Source organism: Vibrio cholerae, from assembly GCF_008369605.1.
GTDB classification, from domain to species: Bacteria; Pseudomonadota; Gammaproteobacteria; order Enterobacterales; family Vibrionaceae; genus Vibrio; species Vibrio cholerae.
On sequence record NZ_CP043554.1, the window covers coordinates 2,037,856 to 2,057,637 of the forward strand.

General features: G+C 43.1%; 14 protein-coding genes and 3 tRNA genes. 3 read left to right on the forward strand and 14 right to left on the reverse strand.

What is annotated here, in order from left to right; all coding sequences use genetic code 11:
• Positions 1–86: 86 nt before the first annotated feature.
• From vpsK to vexG, 13 genes are all read right to left on the reverse strand, one after another.
• Entirely contained in the window at positions 87–839 is a 753-nt protein-coding gene (gene vpsK, locus F0316_RS09445; protein ID WP_001245629.1) for an exopolysaccharide biosynthesis glycosyltransferase VpsK, read from the reverse strand.
• Complete coding sequence (gene vpsj, locus F0316_RS09450; RefSeq protein ID WP_149560438.1) at positions 829–2,001, reverse strand: exopolysaccharide biosynthesis protein VpsJ; 1,173 nt, start codon at positions 1,999–2,001, stop codon at positions 829–831. The genes vpsK and vpsj overlap by 11 nt, the downstream gene beginning before the upstream one ends.
• Entirely contained in the window at positions 1,998–3,074 is a 1,077-nt protein-coding gene (vpsI, locus tag F0316_RS09455; RefSeq protein ID WP_205352220.1) for a glycosyltransferase family 4 protein, read from the reverse strand. Before vpsI ends, vpsj begins: the two co-directional genes overlap by 4 nt.
• Positions 3,071–4,411: an exopolysaccharide biosynthesis protein VpsH gene (gene vpsH, locus F0316_RS09460; RefSeq protein WP_114726029.1), complete on the reverse strand. Its 1,341-nt coding sequence runs from the start codon at positions 4,409–4,411 to the stop codon at positions 3,071–3,073. The genes vpsI and vpsH overlap by 4 nt, the downstream gene beginning before the upstream one ends.
• Positions 4,412–5,563 (reverse strand): glycosyltransferase family 4 protein, encoded by a 1,152-nt coding sequence (locus F0316_RS09465; protein WP_114726030.1) that lies wholly within the window; start codon positions 5,561–5,563, stop codon positions 4,412–4,414.
• Complete coding sequence (locus tag F0316_RS09470) at positions 5,560–6,762, reverse strand: VpsF family polysaccharide biosynthesis protein (RefSeq protein WP_114726031.1); 1,203 nt, start codon at positions 6,760–6,762, stop codon at positions 5,560–5,562. The genes F0316_RS09465 and F0316_RS09470 overlap by 4 nt, the downstream gene beginning before the upstream one ends.
• The gene (locus F0316_RS09475; RefSeq protein ID WP_114726032.1) at positions 6,759–8,168 is read right to left on the reverse strand and encodes an oligosaccharide flippase family protein; all 1,410 of its coding nucleotides are present in this window, start codon (positions 8,166–8,168) and stop codon (positions 6,759–6,761) included. Before F0316_RS09475 ends, F0316_RS09470 begins: the two co-directional genes overlap by 4 nt.
• The gene (locus tag F0316_RS09480; RefSeq protein WP_114726033.1) at positions 8,165–9,307 is read right to left on the reverse strand and encodes a VpsD family glycosyltransferase; all 1,143 of its coding nucleotides are present in this window, start codon (positions 9,305–9,307) and stop codon (positions 8,165–8,167) included. Before F0316_RS09480 ends, F0316_RS09475 begins: the two co-directional genes overlap by 4 nt.
• 110 nt (positions 9,308–9,417) lie before the next feature.
• A complete protein-coding gene (vpsB, locus tag F0316_RS09485) occupies positions 9,418–10,659 on the reverse strand; it encodes a UDP-N-acetyl-D-mannosamine dehydrogenase VpsB (RefSeq protein ID WP_000482524.1) in 1,242 nt (413 codons plus the stop codon).
• A gap of 19 nt (positions 10,660–10,678) precedes the next feature.
• Positions 10,679–11,797: a UDP-N-acetylglucosamine 2-epimerase (non-hydrolyzing) VpsA gene (gene vpsA, locus F0316_RS09490; RefSeq protein ID WP_149560439.1), complete on the reverse strand. Its 1,119-nt coding sequence runs from the start codon at positions 11,795–11,797 to the stop codon at positions 10,679–10,681.
• 312 nt (positions 11,798–12,109) lie between these two features.
• On the reverse strand, positions 12,110–12,610 hold the full coding sequence (gene vpsU, locus F0316_RS09495; protein WP_149560440.1) for an exopolysaccharide regulatory protein-tyrosine phosphatase VpsU: 501 nt from the start codon (positions 12,608–12,610) through the stop codon (positions 12,110–12,112).
• 422 nt (positions 12,611–13,032) lie between these two features.
• The gene (gene vexH, locus F0316_RS09500) at positions 13,033–16,143 is read right to left on the reverse strand and encodes a vibriobactin export RND transporter permease subunit VexH (RefSeq protein WP_149560441.1); all 3,111 of its coding nucleotides are present in this window, start codon (positions 16,141–16,143) and stop codon (positions 13,033–13,035) included.
• Entirely contained in the window at positions 16,143–17,201 is a 1,059-nt protein-coding gene (vexG, locus tag F0316_RS09505) for a vibriobactin export RND transporter periplasmic adaptor subunit VexG (RefSeq protein ID WP_001039252.1), read from the reverse strand. The genes vexH and vexG overlap by 1 nt, the downstream gene beginning before the upstream one ends.
• Before the next feature lie 285 nt (positions 17,202–17,486).
• Here vexG and F0316_RS09510 point away from each other — a divergent pair.
• The 3 genes from F0316_RS09510 to F0316_RS09520 all read left to right on the forward strand — a co-directional run bounded on the left by F0316_RS09510 (position 17,487) and on the right by F0316_RS09520 (position 17,910).
• Positions 17,487–17,571 (forward strand) — tRNA-Tyr (locus tag F0316_RS09510).
• Between the two features lie 85 nt (positions 17,572–17,656).
• Positions 17,657–17,741: transfer RNA gene (locus F0316_RS09515), tRNA-Tyr, on the forward strand.
• Between the two features lie 84 nt (positions 17,742–17,825).
• Positions 17,826–17,910 (forward strand) — tRNA-Tyr (locus F0316_RS09520).
• A gap of 178 nt (positions 17,911–18,088) precedes the next feature.
• On the opposite strand, the gene treC is transcribed toward F0316_RS09520, so the two are convergent.
• Positions 18,089–19,777, reverse strand: coding sequence for an alpha,alpha-phosphotrehalase (treC, locus tag F0316_RS09525; protein WP_000099334.1), 1,689 nt, complete (start codon positions 19,775–19,777; stop codon positions 18,089–18,091).
• Positions 19,778–19,782 lie beyond the last annotated feature (5 nt).

Here is a 19,782-nt window from a genome sequence, read left to right on the forward strand (position 1 = left end):
TAAGCATTAATAATATTAAAAAACTTGATTCAACGAATAAAACCCAGAAAGCAAAAATAAACCAAAGTTTATTTTTCACCCAAAGGTTAATTCTTTGGTTTTATTTTTTCATTGAGCAATAACCAAGCATAGCGGCTATTAGTAATTAAATAACGCTTCCACATTCTTCCGGGTTCTTGTAATACACGATATAGCCATTCCAATCCGGCTTTTTGCATCCATAAGGGAGCACGAGAAACATGACCGGCGACAACATCAAATGTCCCGCCAACCCCCATCACAAATAACACCCCTAACTGCTCTTGCCAGCGGTTGATAAAGTTCTCTTTTTTCGGGGATGTGATCGCCACAAACAGAAGTTTTGCACCTGACTGACGAATTTTTTCAACTATCGCTTGCTCATCATCCCAAAAATAACCGTGGTGATAACCTGCGATCACTAATTGTGGGTGTTTTGCCTGCATCACGGCTGCCGTTTTTTCAACAATCTCCGGCTTTGCACCGAGGTAGAATACGGGCATTTGTTCTTGTGCGGCCATTGCATTGAGCTCAAGAAATAAGTCAACGCCCGCCACTCGTTCGGGAACCTGGTGACCTAAAAAGCGTGCGCCCCAAACCACCCCCATACCATCGATATTGATAATGTCACACTCGGTCACGGACTGAGCCAATTCTGGATCCTTACGCATATTGACCAACTTAGCGACATTGACCACCACGTGCTGGGTAAACTCTTGGCGCAAAATGCGATCGCGGATCAGCGCAACCGTTTCACTCATCGAAGCCACATCCATTGGGCTACCCAGAAAATTAATGCGTTTCAATCGGTTATTCCTCATTGGTAATTCTTAAATAAAAACGGAATGAAAAGTACATCCACGCCTGAGTCCAGCGCGCGTAGTGAATTCGGTTAACCCAACGTTTGTTACGTTGATAAACAAACTGATCCCGCTCAGGCATGTATAGCGTTTGAATTGCACGTTGGATGACGCGTTTAACCAAAACAACATCACTCTCCTCACCACCAACACTGAGCAAGGTAATAATGGCCTGTGATACTGAGTGCGGATCCAGTGGATAAGGATTGTTGTGGTAATACTTCGCCGTTCCATCGGCTTCAAATAGATACTGCTTGTAAAAATGAAAACCGCGTGCAATCACCTCATCAAATTCGTTTGTCGCTAAAGTCGTTCGTATAAGGTGTAGCGCTTCTAAGTTGTAGCCAGTATGAAATCCGTCAATAAATCCATGGTGATGACGAGTGCCATAGGCCCAGCTACCATCGGCAGCTTGAGCTTGAGCACTGTTACGCGCAATGCGTAATGCCAACTCGGTGTAATCAGGGCGAGACGTTTCGCGGCCAACCACCGCCAGCCAAGCAGCCGCCCACAAACTGGCGTTGTGTACAAATGCCGTTTCACCGGGGATATACGCAAAAAACTCCCCGCTCTCATTTTGAGTCAATAAATGGCCAGCAATAAAATCACCACTGCGCAGCGCCAAGTCGACCCAATCAGCTCGCCCCGTCAGTTGCCCCAATTGGTGTAAGGCACGGCTGACATAGACTGTCGTGATCACATTAGGCTTCCCCTTAGGAACAAAGAATGCACGCGCTTTCCAATCAAAATGATATCCCCAACAGGCACCATGCCAGATTTGCTCATCACAACGCTGAGTCACTAGCCACTGCGCCAGTTGCTCCGCTTCTGTGAGCAAAGCGGGATCTCTTGTCACTTGATACTCTTCGATTAATCCGAGGATAAACAGAGCCACGCCTTTAGGGTTTCGCGCTTTGGGCACACCTAGCCATGGGCGAAGATTAATCGGTGAGCGTTTGAACAACTGGATCCACGCTAAACCAAGAGTCGAATCTTTGCTTATCGGTAAGCGCTTGAACCAGCTTGAATTGAGCCCATCAAAAGGGTCGTATCCTGCGAATTGTTCTGTGCGAGCTTTATTCAATAAGCATTGGCTAATGTCAGCTACAGTCGTTGATTTCATGATTTTAAAAGCTCATCGTAAAGTGTTTGTAGACGCGGGATCACCGCTTGCAAAGAGAAGTTTTCAGCAAACTTTTGCTTCGCCGCGGTCGCAATACGTTGATTTTCGGCACGCTGTTCAATCAGATCTCCGAGTGCTTGCGCTAAAGCAACCACATCACCGGCCTCAATTAAACGACCTTGCTCACCATCACTGATCGCATCAGGAATTCCGCCTGCTCGACTTGCGACGACGGGAATCCCTGCCGACATAGCTTCTATAACGCCCATAGGAAAACCTTCGTTATAACTGGGTAAGCAGTAAATATCAGTTTGGGTCAATAATTTGAGCTTAGCTTCGCCAGCTATCCAGCCTAAACAGTGAACGGACCCGTTCAAGCCAAGCTGCTCAGCCATCGCTTGATAGGTTTCAATCTCACCATCGCCAGCAAGATACAGCTGTGCTTCAGGGCAGCGCTGCTTAACCAATGCAAAGGCTTGAATCAAATCACCAACTCCTTTGCGCGTTCCTAAACGGCCAAGGAAGGCAATACGGCCAGGTTGAGCAAGGTGGCGATCTAAAGCCAAACTGGGTACGGCGTTATACAGAACAGAAACGCCTTGTCTTCTACCTATGACCTCTTGTAGCCATGCGAGCCATTGAGTTGAAAGAACCAGCACATGATCCGCCAGGGCAAAAGTGTGTCGAATATGCCTTTGCTGATCCATATTGCATTCATCTCGATAGAAATCACGAAACTCGGCACCATGCAGATGCAAAACAACCTTTCCTTTCAAAAACTTAACCAGACGCACAATCACAGACTTACGTCGATAGCTTCCCCTTGATGACATGTGTATATGCACTATGCCGACTCGGTAACGCATAAAGCAGTACAACAATTGGCAGAGTGCCAGCATATAGCGCAATGTCATTCGCCATTTCTGCCCGTGGTCCAAACTTGAGTGTGAGGCAATCAACTTAATGTGGTTTTCTTCTAGAAAACCACAATCCGCGTAGGTTGAGACCACTGTTGCCACACCACCTTGTCCTTTCAGATCTGTGGCGATCATTAGATTAATGTTTTTTCTCACTGTACATCCTTGATGGTACAAATCGCTTGGCGAATCTTACCGTTTGCAGTGCGCTCAAGTGCTGACACTATGTCTATCGTGACATTGAGAGAGCTTCCTAAGCGAGCTTGAGTATTGCTGATTAACTGTTTTTGCTGCTCTTGATTAAATTGCTCAGCATCAGCCACCACTTTCACCACAATCTGCCCTCGTTCATTCTGCACAAATTGGCATGCCATAATCCCAGCGATACCTTTAGGTATATGGTTAAGAATATGCACTTTTTGATCATCTTCACCGACGAGATAATCACCAATCCTTCCCTCAATACGCTCAATCACAGGAAAGACTCGACCACAAGGGCAGGCCTCGTTTTCCGATAAATGCACATGATCACCGGTCTTATAGCGGATCAAAGGGAAATATTGATTATTAAAGTTAGTGCCGACCAACTCGTAACGCCCGTCGCCTGCGGCTAATAATTCCACATGCGAATAGTCGGAGAGCAAATGGTAGCGACCATGCTCACACTGCCCTATCGCAACCACTCGCTCAAATAGGCCATACCAGTCAAAAACTTTGCAGCCAAAGCGTGTCTCAATCACCTGCCTATCTTCTGCTGACAACGATTCTGATGAAGTGATAATGGATTTAAGCTTCGCCGGATAATAACTTTGGTTGGCTTCTAAATAGCGGGCTAACGTAGCAATCGAAGAAGGGTATGCCTGAATCACTTCAACCCCAAAATCGACCATGGCCTGCAGGTAACTCGACATCGTTTGCGGTGTCAGATGGAAAGAGGAAAGCACTATCATCTGCTCAAACCAAGAGTAGCGCCAGAATGGTCCTTGCTTTTGACTTAATGGCACCACCATATCGCCACGGATCCACGCTCGTTTATCCCCTTTACGATATCCCGCCCAAGCCAACTGTCTTGCGACAAAGGCTTGTTCACGAATAACCGAATGCCTATCTTGCAAAATAGTCAGAGGCGTACCCGTTGTGCCACTGGTCGCCCCTTTCACCACCACTGACGGTTTATTTTGTGAGATAAACTGTTTGTGATCACGGCGTAATACGGATTTATCCAGATAAGGGAAAGCCTCAAGCTCAAGATTAGGCACCTCTAAATCCTGATAAAACGGCACATGGTTACGAGCATTCGCCAAGGTTTTTTGTAGCTGCTTGTGTTGATAATCCGCTAAATGAGTACGTGAAAACTCGTTAGCTTGGATCTCTTGCAACACCGCGCGCATCTCACCATTTTCTCTGACCATTTTGCGTGACAGCGCCCGCACAGAAAGCATGACATTTTGCAGCCAGATTGGTGCTTTAACATAAAGTGAACTGGTAAACATCTATTTAAGCGCCTCCATGAAGCTAAATTTTATTTTTTGTCTCCATACTGGATTGCTAAATGTTTCTGAAACTTTTTCATAAGCATTTTCGCCAAGAGTTTGGGCGAGAGAATTATTTATAAGAACATCAACTATTGTCTCTGCATATGATTCAGTATCTCCTAAAGGAATAAGTAAACCATCCACACCATTATCAATAATTTCATTTGCTGACACAGATGAAAATGACAAAGTAGGAAGCATATAGTTCATGGACTCAAGGAGTGACACACCAAAAGGTTCAGCTAGAGAAGTAAGCATACTTAAATCAGCGGCAGCCAAGTATTCAGATACATTATTGACATGACCTGGCATGAGTATATCTTCTTGTAAATTTAATCGTTCCACTTCAGATAAATAAAACTCAAATAAATCACCTACACCAAGAAATACGTATTTTATTTTTAGATCAGATCTACATTTTATTTTACTTATAATATTCAGTGCCAAATCGTGCCTTTTCATATCACGAAATGCAGCAACCATAACTACGATTTTTTCGAAACCACCAGATAAAATATCTTCTCTTAATTTAGCCGCATCTTGTTTTTCCTCTAGAATTTTATTTCTATCTTTAACGTCGATAGAATTATAGACAACCCAAGTTGGTTTGCTTTGAGGCAGCTCATTTGCAACAAAATTCGATATTGTCAAGAATCTATCAACAAATAGTTGATAGAATATCTTTCTAATCCGTGGGTATTTTAAAGCCGGGGGATATCCATGTTCATGGTAGATAACTTTGACCCCTAATATTTTTGACAATATAGGAATAAGATAACGCTCATACCCAAATTGAACATAGACATATTCAACTTGGTGCTTCTTAATAATATTCTTTAGCAAAAGATAGAATTTATGAACATTCCATTTAGAGCAACTATAATAATACAGCTCCGCTTTATCATTATTTATTTTATCAATAAATAATGGTCTACGAAGGCTAAAACGACTACCTTCATGCTTAAATTTATTAGATGGTGACTCAATTGAAGGTACGAACCAGATTACATTACATTCGTCACTTAACTCATTAGCCAGATCTATTGTATATTTTTCAATAGGAGACCATGTATCACACACAAATCCAGGAACGAATAAGACATTTTTCATTTTTCATACCTATAAATCTGATAATTTGCAGATAGAACTAACATTAAAAAAAGTATTGCAGGCGTCTTTACACTTAGTGAGTTGTTAGTCACGCTGGCTAAAATAAACACTCCAATCATGACCATCAATGGCATTCTAGATTGAGTTAAGTGCATAAGGATGGCTAACAAACAATAAATCAATAATAAAGAAAGTGGTAAGCCAAACTTTAAAATCCAATCTATAAAGAAATTTTCGACGACCAATACACCAGATATATAGAAAATGTTATCTAAAAACTGTCGGGAAGCCCCAAAAAACCATTCACTCATAGAGAGAGAATCTAATAATATAAAAACATCAAACCTAGCCTGCGCGCTATTATCAACATAGAGTTTACTAAGTATACGCTCCGATATACCCGTATACATAACAATATACACAACTAATATTATGCAAATGAAAACCACTAGCTGAGTAGTAGCAAGCCTAATTTTTGTAGTTCTGACACCAACTGTTAAAAATTGATATAACGCAGGTAGAGAGACTACAAATAAACCTATCATAAATGCCCCCATTGAGCCTCTCCCCCCAAAACAAAAAAGAGCCAGAAGAGCGGTAGACACATATATTATCGGTGGAATTCTTGTTTTATCACTAAGAATATAGGCTAAAGTTGCTGTAATAAGTGCATTATTTAGAGGATGAGCCATAAATGCAGTGGATCTAAAAAATGAAAAACTTGAAAACTCTACTGGTATAATGCTTTTAGAAAGAACAAATTCAGAAATAGCCAATAATGAGTTTATAAAAATAAGATAAGCCATAATTCTCATAAGACTTTCTTTATAAGACTCATCCAAGCTAATAACCAAAGATATTAGAAGCAAAGGGGTAAATATAGTGTCAATCATATATGCCATACCAGATGTGCCAAATCTGTATAGCCCGTAGCACATAACAATAATAGTTGCCCCCATGGCCGACAGCCAGTATTTCTTTATATAACCAAGTTTATAAAGAAAACCACTCACACCAAACTTGGAGAGATTGTTTATAAATACAGCTATAAGAATATAAGAGTAAACATGGATCTTAAATAAAACAAACCCTCCTTCAGAAACATATTTAATACCAATAGATTCTAATAGATAGGCTCCGAAGAAGTAAGCAAGATATAAGACTAGGCATAACCATAAATAGACTGTTTTCTCCTTCATCTCATCACCATTATTCTTGTAAGGAAATCTTTTATTTTTAAAGCATTTAGGATGAACATTGATATACTATAAACTAAAAATCCAAGACAAACCGAAATAATAATATCTATCCATGGCTCTAAATTCTGGAAAAATGCTTCTTTTAACAATAATGCCACTAACATTAGCCCACATGAGAGCATAACTTTAGCTATATTCAATCCAAATCTATAACGATAGCCAAAGTATAGTGCGATAAACATAGCTAAAATTAGTCCTATAGTATTTGAAATAAGTATTATCCAAGCAGCCCCGTAAACTCCTAATGTTCGTAGAGTAAGGCTCAATAAAGTGATATTCACTAGTATTGATACGAAAGCTACAAACGGGAAGTACTTTGTTTTATTTAAAAACTGTAGACCATGATCTATATAATGCATTTTTAAATTTAAAACATATACTGAAACAGCTAAAATCCAAAATAGCTCTACACCTTGATTCAGATATTCTTGTGATAAAAAAACCTTAATAAGAGGTTCTGCTATGAAACAAATTCCAAGAAGTGATGGTAAAGTTATTGCCACAAGAACATCTAAGTAGTATTGGTGCTTATTTATTAATTCACTTTTATTATTCGTACTTTTTGTCAACTCTGGATATAGCGGAACTGATATAACCATAAAAACCAAACTAATTATACCCATTAAAGTATTTGAGAAAGCAGAGTATATACCAGTCTCTTCAAGACCAATAAACTTACCAATAAATAGCCTATCCAACCTTGAACCAATCGCAATAATGCCACCAGAAATCATAATTGGTAAACCATAAGATATAATTACCTTAAAGGTTTTTATTTCAAAATTGGCTTTTAATTCATTTTTCAAAAAGAACAAGGCAAATAAATTAGATAATCCTAGTGAAAATATAGCAGAAGTAATACTAGGCCATATGTAAAGAATCAAAAAAGAGCAAACAATAGATGATATAGAATTAACCAGGACTCCTTTCCTGTATTTATCGATATCTTCATTCAACCGACATAATTCAACTCTATACATGTATGCTACTTTCATCAAAAGCAATAATGATGATGAGCATAAAATATTTACTGTAAATATTTCATAAACGTACAATGCAATAAAAATAGTAATCAATGCAGGAATCGCGAGCAGTAAAGTCATAACAGAAGTAGTTGAGACTAGATTCGCTTTCTCTGTTATATCAGAAGCAGGGTAATATCTTAGTAATGTAACAATTAGCCATTGCGATGATATTGCTCTTACACCTTCAATAAAAACCATAATTATGGCCAAGATTCCATAATCCTCTATAGAGAGAAAATGAGTCTGCACTGCAATCAAAGCAAATAGGCAAAGCGACGAGAAAACTTGCACCGGAGCATATTTGAATAGACTCGATATCATACTACTACCTTTGAGTACATAGTTTCATATTGTTTAATCACATCAGAAACGGAGAAGTTATCTTCTACATATTTAACAATTTCATATGAACTACTACAGTTATTACTTAAGAATACATCCACTAATTCATCATTATTTTCTATATCTTCAAAGAAGTGCACACCAAGCAATTTAAATTCAGAGTACCTCTCTTTAAAAATACCGACTCTAGTAGTAATCAATGGTAATTTAGCGGCCAGCATTTCCATTGGTGCCAAACCAAAAGTTTCCTCTTCAGAGCAAAAAATTCCAAAATTAGAACTTTTATAAACTCCAATGATCTCAGCACTGTTCATTGCACCAAGAAATCTAACTCTGTTTGATAACCCTAACATTTCAACTTGTTTAACAAGCTCGCTATAGTATTCAATATCAGAGACTGGCCCGATAACACTTAATTGGGAATCTATGCCACTGCTATTCAATAATGCAACAACATCTATAGCCTTATCAATTCTCTTTCTCTTTGTTATTAAAGCACATGTTACTAGTTTTAATTCCTTGTTATCTTTTATATTTCTAGAGCAATAGAAGTAATCACTTGATATTGGATTTTCAATCAATGAAATAGGTTTATTTGTATCTCGAACAAGACTATCTTTTAGGATATTACCAACACAAGTATATTCATCTATATATAAATTAGAAAGCCAAGGAACGATCCTAATATGAAATAGATCATTCATTTTTGAAACCGACTTTCTACCAATTCCTTTATAAGAGTGTAATGTCGCTATCCTTCTTAATTTATTATTAACACCAATAAGCCAAGAATTAATATGAGAATGTACAATATCTGGATTGAATAGTTTCACTTGCTCTAGAACTCGTAAGTTTGTCGAAATAATACCTGGCAATGGAATTATTCTTTTTTCATTTGATGGACAACGTATTACCTGTACATTTTCTGATAGATTGATCACTTCTCCCGTATACTTAACCTGACAAAATGGATCGAAAGCTAAAACTCGATAAAAATAATTACCAGAACTCTTAGCTAACTCGCGAACCAACATCTGGCATACTGAATCCACACCACCTGCATTTTTCTCTCCCCAGTTAAGGGTTGAAATAGGCATGATCAGTAATACTTTTTTCATCAGTTCTCTTCCATCTTCTTCTATGAACTAAATATTTAACTCAGACCGCTTTGTTCAAGTGGTCTGAGTCCTGTCGACATTGGTATCTATTTTTGGGGCTTAAGGTGAACTCATGCCACCACTCCGCGAGTATCAATCACCACTTTCTTAGCAAACTCGGTTTTATCCGCCGCTTTAAATTCTTTGTGATCGACCAGCACGACAACGATATTGGCGAGCTCAAGCGCGCGCTCTAGAGAAACCAACTCGATACCTTGCTTCACAAGTTTGCTTGGTAACTCAGTAATATTAGGTTCAACCGCCAACAGTTGACCCACTTTGCTCTCAGCCAGATGTTTAGTGATATCTAATGCTGGACTTTCACGCAGATCATCAATATCCGCTTTAAACGCTAAGCCTAAGCAAGCAATGATTGGCTTTTTGAATTGGTCAGCCGCTTGTTTAACTTGATCCACAACCCAATGAGGTTTGCCATCATTGACTTCACGTGCAGTACGGATCAATTGCGCTTCATCTGGACAGCTATTAACGATAAACCACGGATCAACCGCAATACAGTGACCACCAACACCTGGGCCTGGGTTAAGAATGCTCACACGAGGATGACGGTTGGCTAAGCGGATCAACTCCCATACATTGATTTTCAGCTTGTCGCACACCAAAGAGAGCTCATTGGCAAAGGCAATGTTGACATCACGGAATGAGTTTTCGGTCAATTTAGCCATTTCCGCCGTACGCGCATTGGTGACAATGCACTCACCTTTTACAAAGGTTTTGTACAGGGCAACCGCCTTTTCGCTACAAGCTTTACTCACGCCACCAATCACACGGTCATTACTCACAAGCTCTTGTAGGACATAACCCGGCAACACTCGCTCAGGGCAGTACGCAATCTTCACATCCGCAGCGATGCCTTTTTGCTGAGGAAACGTCAGATCCGGACGCGCTTCTGCAAGCCATTGCGCCAATTTTTCTGTTGTGCCTACTGGGGAAGTACTCTCTAAAACCACCAAGTTCCCTTTAGCAAGAACGGGAGCGATGGTTTTTGCCGCTGCTTCAATGTAGCTAAGATCAGGTTCGTGGTTATCCCCTTTAAAAGGTGTAGGAACGGCCACCAAAAACGCATCGGCAGGCTCTGCGCTTAAAGTCGCTTTGAGTTTCCCGGTCATGACAGCACTGCGTACCACGATATCAAGATCCGGCTCCACAATGTGAATTTCACCTTTGTTGATGGTATCCACTGCATGGGCGTTGACATCAACACCGACCACATCTAAACCACGAGAGGCCAAAACGGCTGCTGTTGGCAGACCAATATAACCTAGGCCAATCACTGAAACTTTATTAAACATCTGTCATCCCCTGATGAGTCTATTTCGCTAAAATGTCCGCAATACGTTGACAAGCTTTACCATCCCCATAAGGGTTGTGTGCCTGACTCATGGCTTGATAAGCCTGTGGGTCAGTCAGTAGTAAGCTTAACGCATCACAAATTTGTTGTTGGTTGGTACCGACTAATTTCACCGTGCCCGCAGCCACCGCTTCAGGACGCTCAGTCGTTTCACGCATCACCAGCACTGGCTTACCCAGCGAGGGCGCCTCTTCTTGAATGCCGCCAGAGTCAGTCAAAATAATGTGCGCGCGGTCCATCAAGTAAACGAAAGGCAAATACTGCTGCGGTTCAATCAAGACAATATTGCTGACACCTTTTAGAAGCTTATTGACTGGTTCACGCACATTCGGATTGAGATGCACGGGATACAAAATTTGGCATTCGGGATGCTGTTCTGCGGTAGTGATCAGCGCTTGGCAAATACGCTCAAAGCCACCACCAAAACTTTCACGGCGGTGTCCTGTTACCAGAATCAGCTTTTTGCTCGCATCAAGCATTGGAAACTGACTCTCTAAAGTGGCTTGCAGATCCATATCGGTATGGATCTTTTCACGCACAGCCAACAACGCATCAATCACCGTATTGCCAGTGACGAAAATATTCTCTGCGTTATAGTTTTCTTGCAGCAGATTGGCACGCGAAGTATCTGTAGGTGCAAAGTGGTACTGCGTGAGTGCAGCCGTGAGTTTACGGTTGCCCTCTTCAGGCCAAGGGGAATAGATATTGCCCGTTCTCAGACCCGCTTCAACATGACCTACCGGAATTTGTTGATAATACGCGGCTAAAGAGGCAGCAAACGTGGTAGCGGTATCACCATGTACTAAAACCACATCTGGCTGTTCACTACTCAACACTTGCTGCATACCGAGCAAAATTTTGCTGGTCACGCCATTGAGTGTTTGCCCAGGCTCCATGATGTTGAGATCAAAATCAGGCGTAATCGAAAACAGCTCTAATACCTGATCTAACATCTCACGGTGTTGGCCCGTTACACATACCTTGGCGACAAAACGATTGTCTTGACAGAGTCGCTGCACCAGAGGTGCCATTTTGATTGCCTCTGGGCGCGTACCAAATACGATGAGAACTTTTTTCACTTCCCCACATCCTCTTTAAAAAAGAAATTTCACAAAATTCAAGCAATAAAGTCCCACTGCTCCTTAAATGAGGAACATATACATAAGCGAACACTGAATTATTTCGTGTTGTTGTATTAAATCTCAACGAGGGAGATTACCCATGTATGTCAGCTTATTATTTAAATTCGTCGTTATAAATAATCTTATTTACTTGAAAATTTATGGCCTTCTTAAAGGAACAGAAAAATAAACATATAGTTTAAGCGCGATATAAACTTTAGTTTATTTTCATTCCAACTTATCTTTTAGACACACCCAAAAGCGACTAAGTTATTGAGATAAATTTTCGTTGCACGCATTTATCCCCAGCTCTTGCCAAGAATCAACCAAAGCCACCGCTCCAGATTCAATCAACAAAGCTGTACGTTGGAAAAATTCACTACTGCGCCGATAGGGATCGGGTACTTCTTTTTCTTGTCGATTCGCCTTGCTAAGAAAAAGAGCCAGCTTGTTTTTATGCTCAGCAGGACAGATATCGAGTAAATCAGCAAGATTGGTCCTATCCATTGCATAGATAAAATCATGCTCGATAAAGTCTTGTTGAGTCACTTGCTGGACTGGGTTGACCATAGGGTGATACCCATAATCCTGCACCGCTTGTAACGCTTTATCATCAGGCATTGTTTTTCCTGTCTTTAGCGTGCCAGCACTACGCACTTGGATATTCAAGCGTTTTTGCCGAATCTTATCGCGTAAAATAATCTCTGCCATTGGCGAACGACACAAATTACCTGTACACACGACTAATACTGATAAACCTTTAACCTTCATACCCTAACTACGCACATGATTTAATATTGTTAAAGCAATACGCAACCTACTCATTATTAGAGTATCCCAAGCTTACCAATAATGTCTGTCTCATAATTGAGCTGGATATTAATTAGAACTAAAGCAGTAAAACGAAAGTAGTTTTATTTATTTTATTAGTATTAAAAGCCATCGATTTGAATCAATAATACGACAGGGCATATTTACTAATAAATGAAGGTTGACATCTTCGTTAAATGCCCAAAAGACTTAAAGTTGCAGCTAGGTGGTTATCGAGTGCATAAGCATCAACGTAAATAACACGGCTGCATCAATAGGATAAGGATAGGAAAAAAATGAATGGATATTGCCAATACAACAATATCCATCCATTGCAGCAGATATAAATCTTCCCACCGCACAAAGCGATGGGATAACCAAATTTAGTGTTGAGCGCGGCCTTTCACATCTTGTTGCAACTCATGATTGAGCTCTGCTTCAACATGACCGGGGGCTTGGGTTGAACCGGAAATCAAGCGATACATGGCAGGAATAACCAACAAGGTCACTAAGGTTGCAAACCCCATCCCAAAGAAAATCACCGTACCGACCGCAATTCGGCTCTCATAGCCTGCACCTGTTGAGACGATCAAAGGAATAGAGCCAGCCAGTGTCGTAAAAGCCGTCATCAGGATTGGACGCAAACGGCGCGCCGATGCATCAATGATCGCCTTTTCAAACTCAACACCGCGATCGCGCAGTTGGTTAGCAAATTCGACAATCAAAATGCCATTTTTGGTGACCATACCAATCAGCATGATCATGCCAATCTGGCTGTAAATGTTCATCCCTTGTCCCATCACAAACAGCCCAAGGAAACCGCCAAACACCCCCATAGGTACCGTCAGCATTACCACCAGCGGGTTGATAAAGCTTTCAAACTGAGCAGCCAGTACCAAATAGGCAACCAGCAGCGCCAGAGCAAACACAATGGCCACGCTTGATTGATTCTCTTTGAAATCTTTCGACTCACCCGAGTAGCTAACAGAGATATCATTTGGCAGTATTTCTTGCGCTTTTTGGTCAAGAAAATCGAGCGCTTGCCCTAACGTGTACCCTGCCTCTAGGTTTGCAGTAATGGTGATGGATTTCTGTTTATTGTAGTGCGCTAAACGAATCGCTGACGCCACTTCATCAATGCGCGTCACCGTATCCAGTGTCACCAGTTCACCGGTTGCGGTTCGCATATAGATTTGGCTTAAATCCGCCGCATTGTTGAAGCTGTTTTCATCCCCACGCAGATACACATCATACTCTTCACCACGCTCAACGAAGGTCGTCACTTTTTTGCCACCCAGCATCACCTCTAGTGTATCGGAGATCGATTTTACGCTGATTCCTAATTCCGCCGCGCGCTGCTTATCAATCGTCACCACCAACTCTGGCGTTTTTTCTGAGTAATCGATATCAGCCCCCGTCATAAACGGTGACTTCTCCGCTTCCTCTTCTAACTTCTCAGCCCACGTTTTGAGCTCGCTATAATCCGAGCCACCAAGCACAAACTGTACAGGCTCATTAGAGCCCCCACGAAAACCGGGCATGAATGGGAATACTCGCACATCAGGAATACCCGCTAAGGCTTTACGTACTTGGCTTAATGCTTCCTGAGCAGTAACGGTGCGATCATTCCAATCCTCAAGGATCATGATCACGAAACCGGTTTGGTCACCGGCGTTACCACCAAAAGCAGGTGATTGAATACTAAACGATTTCAAAAAGCCTTGGCCCAATAAGGGCATCAACCGCTGCTCAACCAAATCCATATTAGCCGCCATGCGGTTATAACTGGTGGCATCAGCACCACGCACAAAAGAGAAAATCACACCGCGATCTTCGGAAGGGGTTAGCTGAGCTGGCACCAGTTGCATCAAACCATAACTACCACCAATACAAGCCGCAATCACAACCGGCGCCGCCCAACGCCAACGAATGGCTCGGCTTACCACTTGGCGATAGCCCGATTCCAGTCGTGCGAACAGCCTATCAATCAACTGATTAAAACGTCCCGGTTTTAGATTGGCTTTTAAAAGCTTACTGCCAAGCACTGGCGTCAGCGTTAACGCGATCAGAGAAGAGAAAATCACGGCCATCGCCAGTAGTACGGAGAATTCAGTAAACAGGAGTCCGACCATCCCGTCCATAAACGAGATCGGCAGAAACACCATCACCAGTACCAAAGTCGTGGCTATCACGGCAAAGCCAACTTCTCGTGTACCTTTGTAGGCGGCTAAAAGAGGTTTTTCGCCCCGTTCAATGTGGTGAAAAATATTTTCCACGACCACGATGGCATCATCGACCACCAGACCAATCGATAAGATCAGCGCCATTAAGGTGATGAGGTTAATAGAAAATCCGAAGTAGTACGCAGCCATAAAGGCCGAGATCAGCGAAACCGGAACCGTTACCGCAGGAATTAAGGTAGCTCGCAACTGGCCGATAAAAATGTACAACACCAAAATCACTAAACCACCCGTGATAAAGAGTGTGCTATACACCTCGCTTATTGAGCGCTCAATAAACACCGTTGAGTCATAGTCAATGGCTAAACGGGTACCCTTGGGTAAAAATTGCTGAACCTTATCCACTTCTTCATGCACGCGCTTCGCCACTTCCAGCGGGTTCGCGTCGGATTGCGGCACAATCCCCATGCTCACGTTGACGATGCCATCACTTTTAAAGGTCGAGTTTTCGTTTTCCGCCCCAATAAACACATCCGCGACATCTTTGAGGTAGATGGGGGTACCATCACTGGCACGTTTCACCACCAGATACTCAAAATCTTCAGCAGATTGATAACCACGGGCGGTACGCACCGACATCACGGTCGAATCGTTGCGAACCTGCCCCCCGGGACTTTCGAGGTTCTCTTTGTTGAGTGCATCGGAAATATCGCTGGTCGCAACGCCGCGCCCCGCCATCAGCTCTGGCTTGATGCGTACATACATCACTTTATAGAGGCCGCCAGAGACATCCACCGAGCTCACACCGGAGATCAAGCTAAACCGATCGAGCAACACCCGCTCGATGTAATCGGTCAACTGGGTGCGATCCATTTCTGAGGAGCTGAGATTGATGTAGACCGACGCCTGACCAGAGCCATTATTCTTGAACACCTGCGGATCGTCCGCTTCTTCAGGCAGTGAACGCTGCGCCCGAGCTACCGCATCACGAATGTCACTCACACCGGTATTGAGATCATAACCAAGCTCGAAAGTCACCGTGATACGAGACATACCGTTGCGGCTAACTGAGGTAATCTCATCAATCCCACTGATGCCCGCCAATTGATCCTCCAGCACGCTGGTGATCTGACTTTCAATAATGGTGGCCGAAGCGCCTTGATAACGGGTGGAAACCGATACCACAGGGCTTTCAATATCCGGCATTTCACGTACTGCAAGTTTAGTGAAAGAGACCACACCAAACACGCACAGCAACATACTCAGTACTAACGCCGCGACAGGGCGCTTTACCGATACATCTGACAACCACATTATTTGTCATCCTTCTTCAGCGGACGCCCTTCTACGGTGACTTCGCTAACACGCGCGTTGTCACGCATATTGACTATGCCTTGAACGACAATTTTCTCACCAATCTGTAAGCCTTTCTCAATCACGACCTGATTTTCAACCCGAGCGCCCAGACTCACTTCACGTCGTTTGGCTACATTGTCTTCACCAATCACGTAAACAAAACGTTTGGTGCCGGAATATTCAAGGGCCTGCACAGGAATAATCGGCGCACTAATCGCGGGGAAATGGATGCGTGCCGACATCAACATGCCCGGCTTGAGGCGCTGATCTGGATTGGGGAAATGCACGCGCACTCGTAAATTTAAGGTTTCTTGATTGATACGCGAATCCACAGCCACCACCGAACCTTCAAACTGCACGTTTGGCCACGCTTCGCTACTGCCTTGCACCTTCATGCCCTTGCTTAACTGTGGCAGATAACGTTCTGGAATTTGCAGATCAAGCTGCATCAAGGAAAGATTATCCAGCGTCAGTAATTCAGAGCCCGCGCTCACCCACTTACCGCGGCTAAAATCGATAAATCCCACCGTGCCATCAAAAGGAGCAGTAATGTGTAAATCGGCCAAATTGGCCTGAGCGGCATTCAATCTCGCTTGACCAATCTCCACGCGGGCGCGCTGTGCATCAATTTCCGTGGGCGTAATCGCATTACGTTTTAGCAAGCGCTCGTATTCCGTCAGTTTACGCTGCTCATCTTGTAAATAAGCTTTCGCTTCCACCAAGGCCGCTTGAGCTTTGTCATCATCTAATTTGATCAGAATCTGACCTTTTTTAACTTGCTGATTGGCTTGCACCGCAATCATGTCCACTTTACCCGCCACTTCAGCGGCAATGTCGACCGATTGCTCGGCTTTAAGCTTGCCCACAACAGAAAGAGATTGAGAAATTTGCTGAGATTGAACCAACTCTGTCACAACAGAAATCGCGGGCGGCTGGTTCGGCTCTTTGGCCGATAGCACAGCGCTGTTCATTAGCAGAGTCAGTAAGGTCAATGAAAGTACAGTGTTTTTGTTCATGATTTGGCTTAGTGTCTAAAAAATCCGTTTATATTGTAGCGAGTTATACGCAACTGAAACGTCAAGGAACGTAAAGATTGCCAGTAAAAGTGTAAGGTTCGCTGTGACTTAAGCAGCTAAAATGGTCAATTATTTGCGTCTTTGCCCAAAAAGCCATCATTCGATTCAATTTGCTAAAAAAACAGTTTACAGAGAGAGCGAGTTTGATAAGATGCGCTCCGCACTTGAGCGATGTGTTGGGAAAACATCACTTAAGCTTTTCAGAAAATGAAAAGAAAACACCCTGGAGGGGTTCCCGAGTGGCCAAAGGGAGCAGACTGTAAATCTGCCGGCTCCGCCTTCGATGGTTCGAATCCGTCCCCCTCCACCATATTCTTCTCGTAAGAGAAACCCTTGATTGATGCGTTGGGAAAACGTCAGTTAAGTCTTTTCAAAATTGAAAAGAAAAACACCCTGGAGGGGTTCCCGAGTGGCCAAAGGGAGCAGACTGTAAATCTGCCGGCTCCGCCTTCGATGGTTCGAATCCGTCCCCCTCCACCATATTCTCTCGTAAGAGAAACCCTTGATTGATGCGTTGGGAAAACGTCAATTAAGTCTTTTCAAAACTGAAAAGAAAAATACCCTGGAGGGGTTCCCGAGTGGCCAAAGGGAGCAGACTGTAAATCTGCCGGCTCCGCCTTCGATGGTTCGAATCCGTCCCCCTCCACCATATACAGAAAGCCAGCTCATCGAGCTGGCTTTTTTGTTAGCTAAGCATTTTGCTGACCAAACTCAAGGTTGAGAAAATAATCCATCCCTTGTCACCCACCCTGTCTATTTTCACTACCTATATTTTCCACTCTCCATAAAAAAGCCCCGACGATGCGGGGCTGAAAAGTGATTGAATCCTATAGGGGTGACTCAATCAGGATGATGCGTGTTTCGTATGGACGTAACACTTGGTGCGCCAACACGCGCTGTAATTCAATACCCGGATAGTTGCCTAGCAAGTAGAGCGCATCATCGAGCGGTAATTCTGGCAGAACGCATTCGGTTTCGTGACCGTAATAGTTGTTCAAACAGATCAACACTTGTTTCTGATTACGACGCTGATAAGCAAAAATCTCTTTATGCTCAGGCAACAAGTCGGTGTAATCACCGTCCGTAATCACCGCCACTTTCTTACGTAGCGATAGCAAACGACGGTAGAAATAGAACACCGAATGCGGGTCTTCTAACGCGGCCTGTGCATTGATTTCAGGGTAGTTATGCGCCACTTCAATCCAAGGTTCTCCACGAGTAAATCCAGCGTTGAGACTGGCATCCCACTGCATTGGCGTGCGTGAATTATCACGAGATTTTTGCGCCAAAATCGCCAGCATGTCACTTTCAGAGACACCTTGTTGCTGCACCATGATTTGGTGAATGTTGATGCTTTCAACATCGCGATACTGCTTGATCGACGTAAAGCCAGGGTTAGTCATTCCAATCTCTTCACCTTGGTAGATATAAGGTGTGCCTTGCATTAGGTGAATGGTGGCCGCCAGCATTTTGGCTGACTCAACTCGGTACTGCTGATCATCACCTAAACGGCTCACAATTCGCGGCTGATCATGGTTACACCAAAACAGCGCGCCCCATCCTTTGCCATTCAGCCCCGTTTGCCAATGATTGAAAATTTGCTTGAGTTGCAGAAAATCAAACGGCGCTTTCGTCCACTTTTCGCCATTCGGATAATCGACTTTCAAGTGATGGAAATTAAATACCATAGAAAGCTCTCGACCATCGAGCGCAGAATATTGTTGGCAATGTTCTAAGGTGGTTGAAGACATTTCGCCGACAGTTACGCTGCCATAACGCTGGAAAACATCACGGCTGATCTCTTGCAGATACTCATGCACTCTTGGGCCATCGGTGTAAAAACGACGACCATCACCGATTTCATCATTGGCAAAATCTTGTTGCTTGGAAATGAGGTTAATCACGTCAAGTCGGAAACCATCGACACCTTTTTCAGCCCAAAATCCGATGATGTTTTTTACTTCTTCTCGAACTTGCGGATTTTCCCAGTTCAAATCGGCCTGCTCTTTGGCAAACAGATGCAAATAATACTCACCGGTCGCTTCATCCAGCGCCCACGCACTCCCGCCAAATTTGGACTGCCAGTTGTTCGGCACACCACCGTTAACCGGTTTGCGCCAAATATAGTAGTCACGGTAAGGGCTATTGCGATCGCCCAATGCAGATTGGAACCAAGCGTGTTCGGTTGAGGTGTGGTTAACCACGATATCCATGATGATGCGAATACCACGACGATGGGCTTCTTTCAGCAGTTGTTCGAAATCTTGCATCGTGCCAAAGTCTGGATTAATCGCGTAATAATCGGCAATGTCATACCCATTATCGACCATAGGCGATTGATAAATCGGCGTCAGCCAAATCGCTTCAATCCCAAGCTTTTGCAAATAATCGAGCTTGCTGATAATGCCTTGCAGATCGCCCACGCCCTTCGCGCCACTATCGCAAAAACTTTTCGGATAAATTTGATAAATTGCAGCGGTTTTCCACCAAGGCATGGATTGGGTTGAGCTACTCATACTAC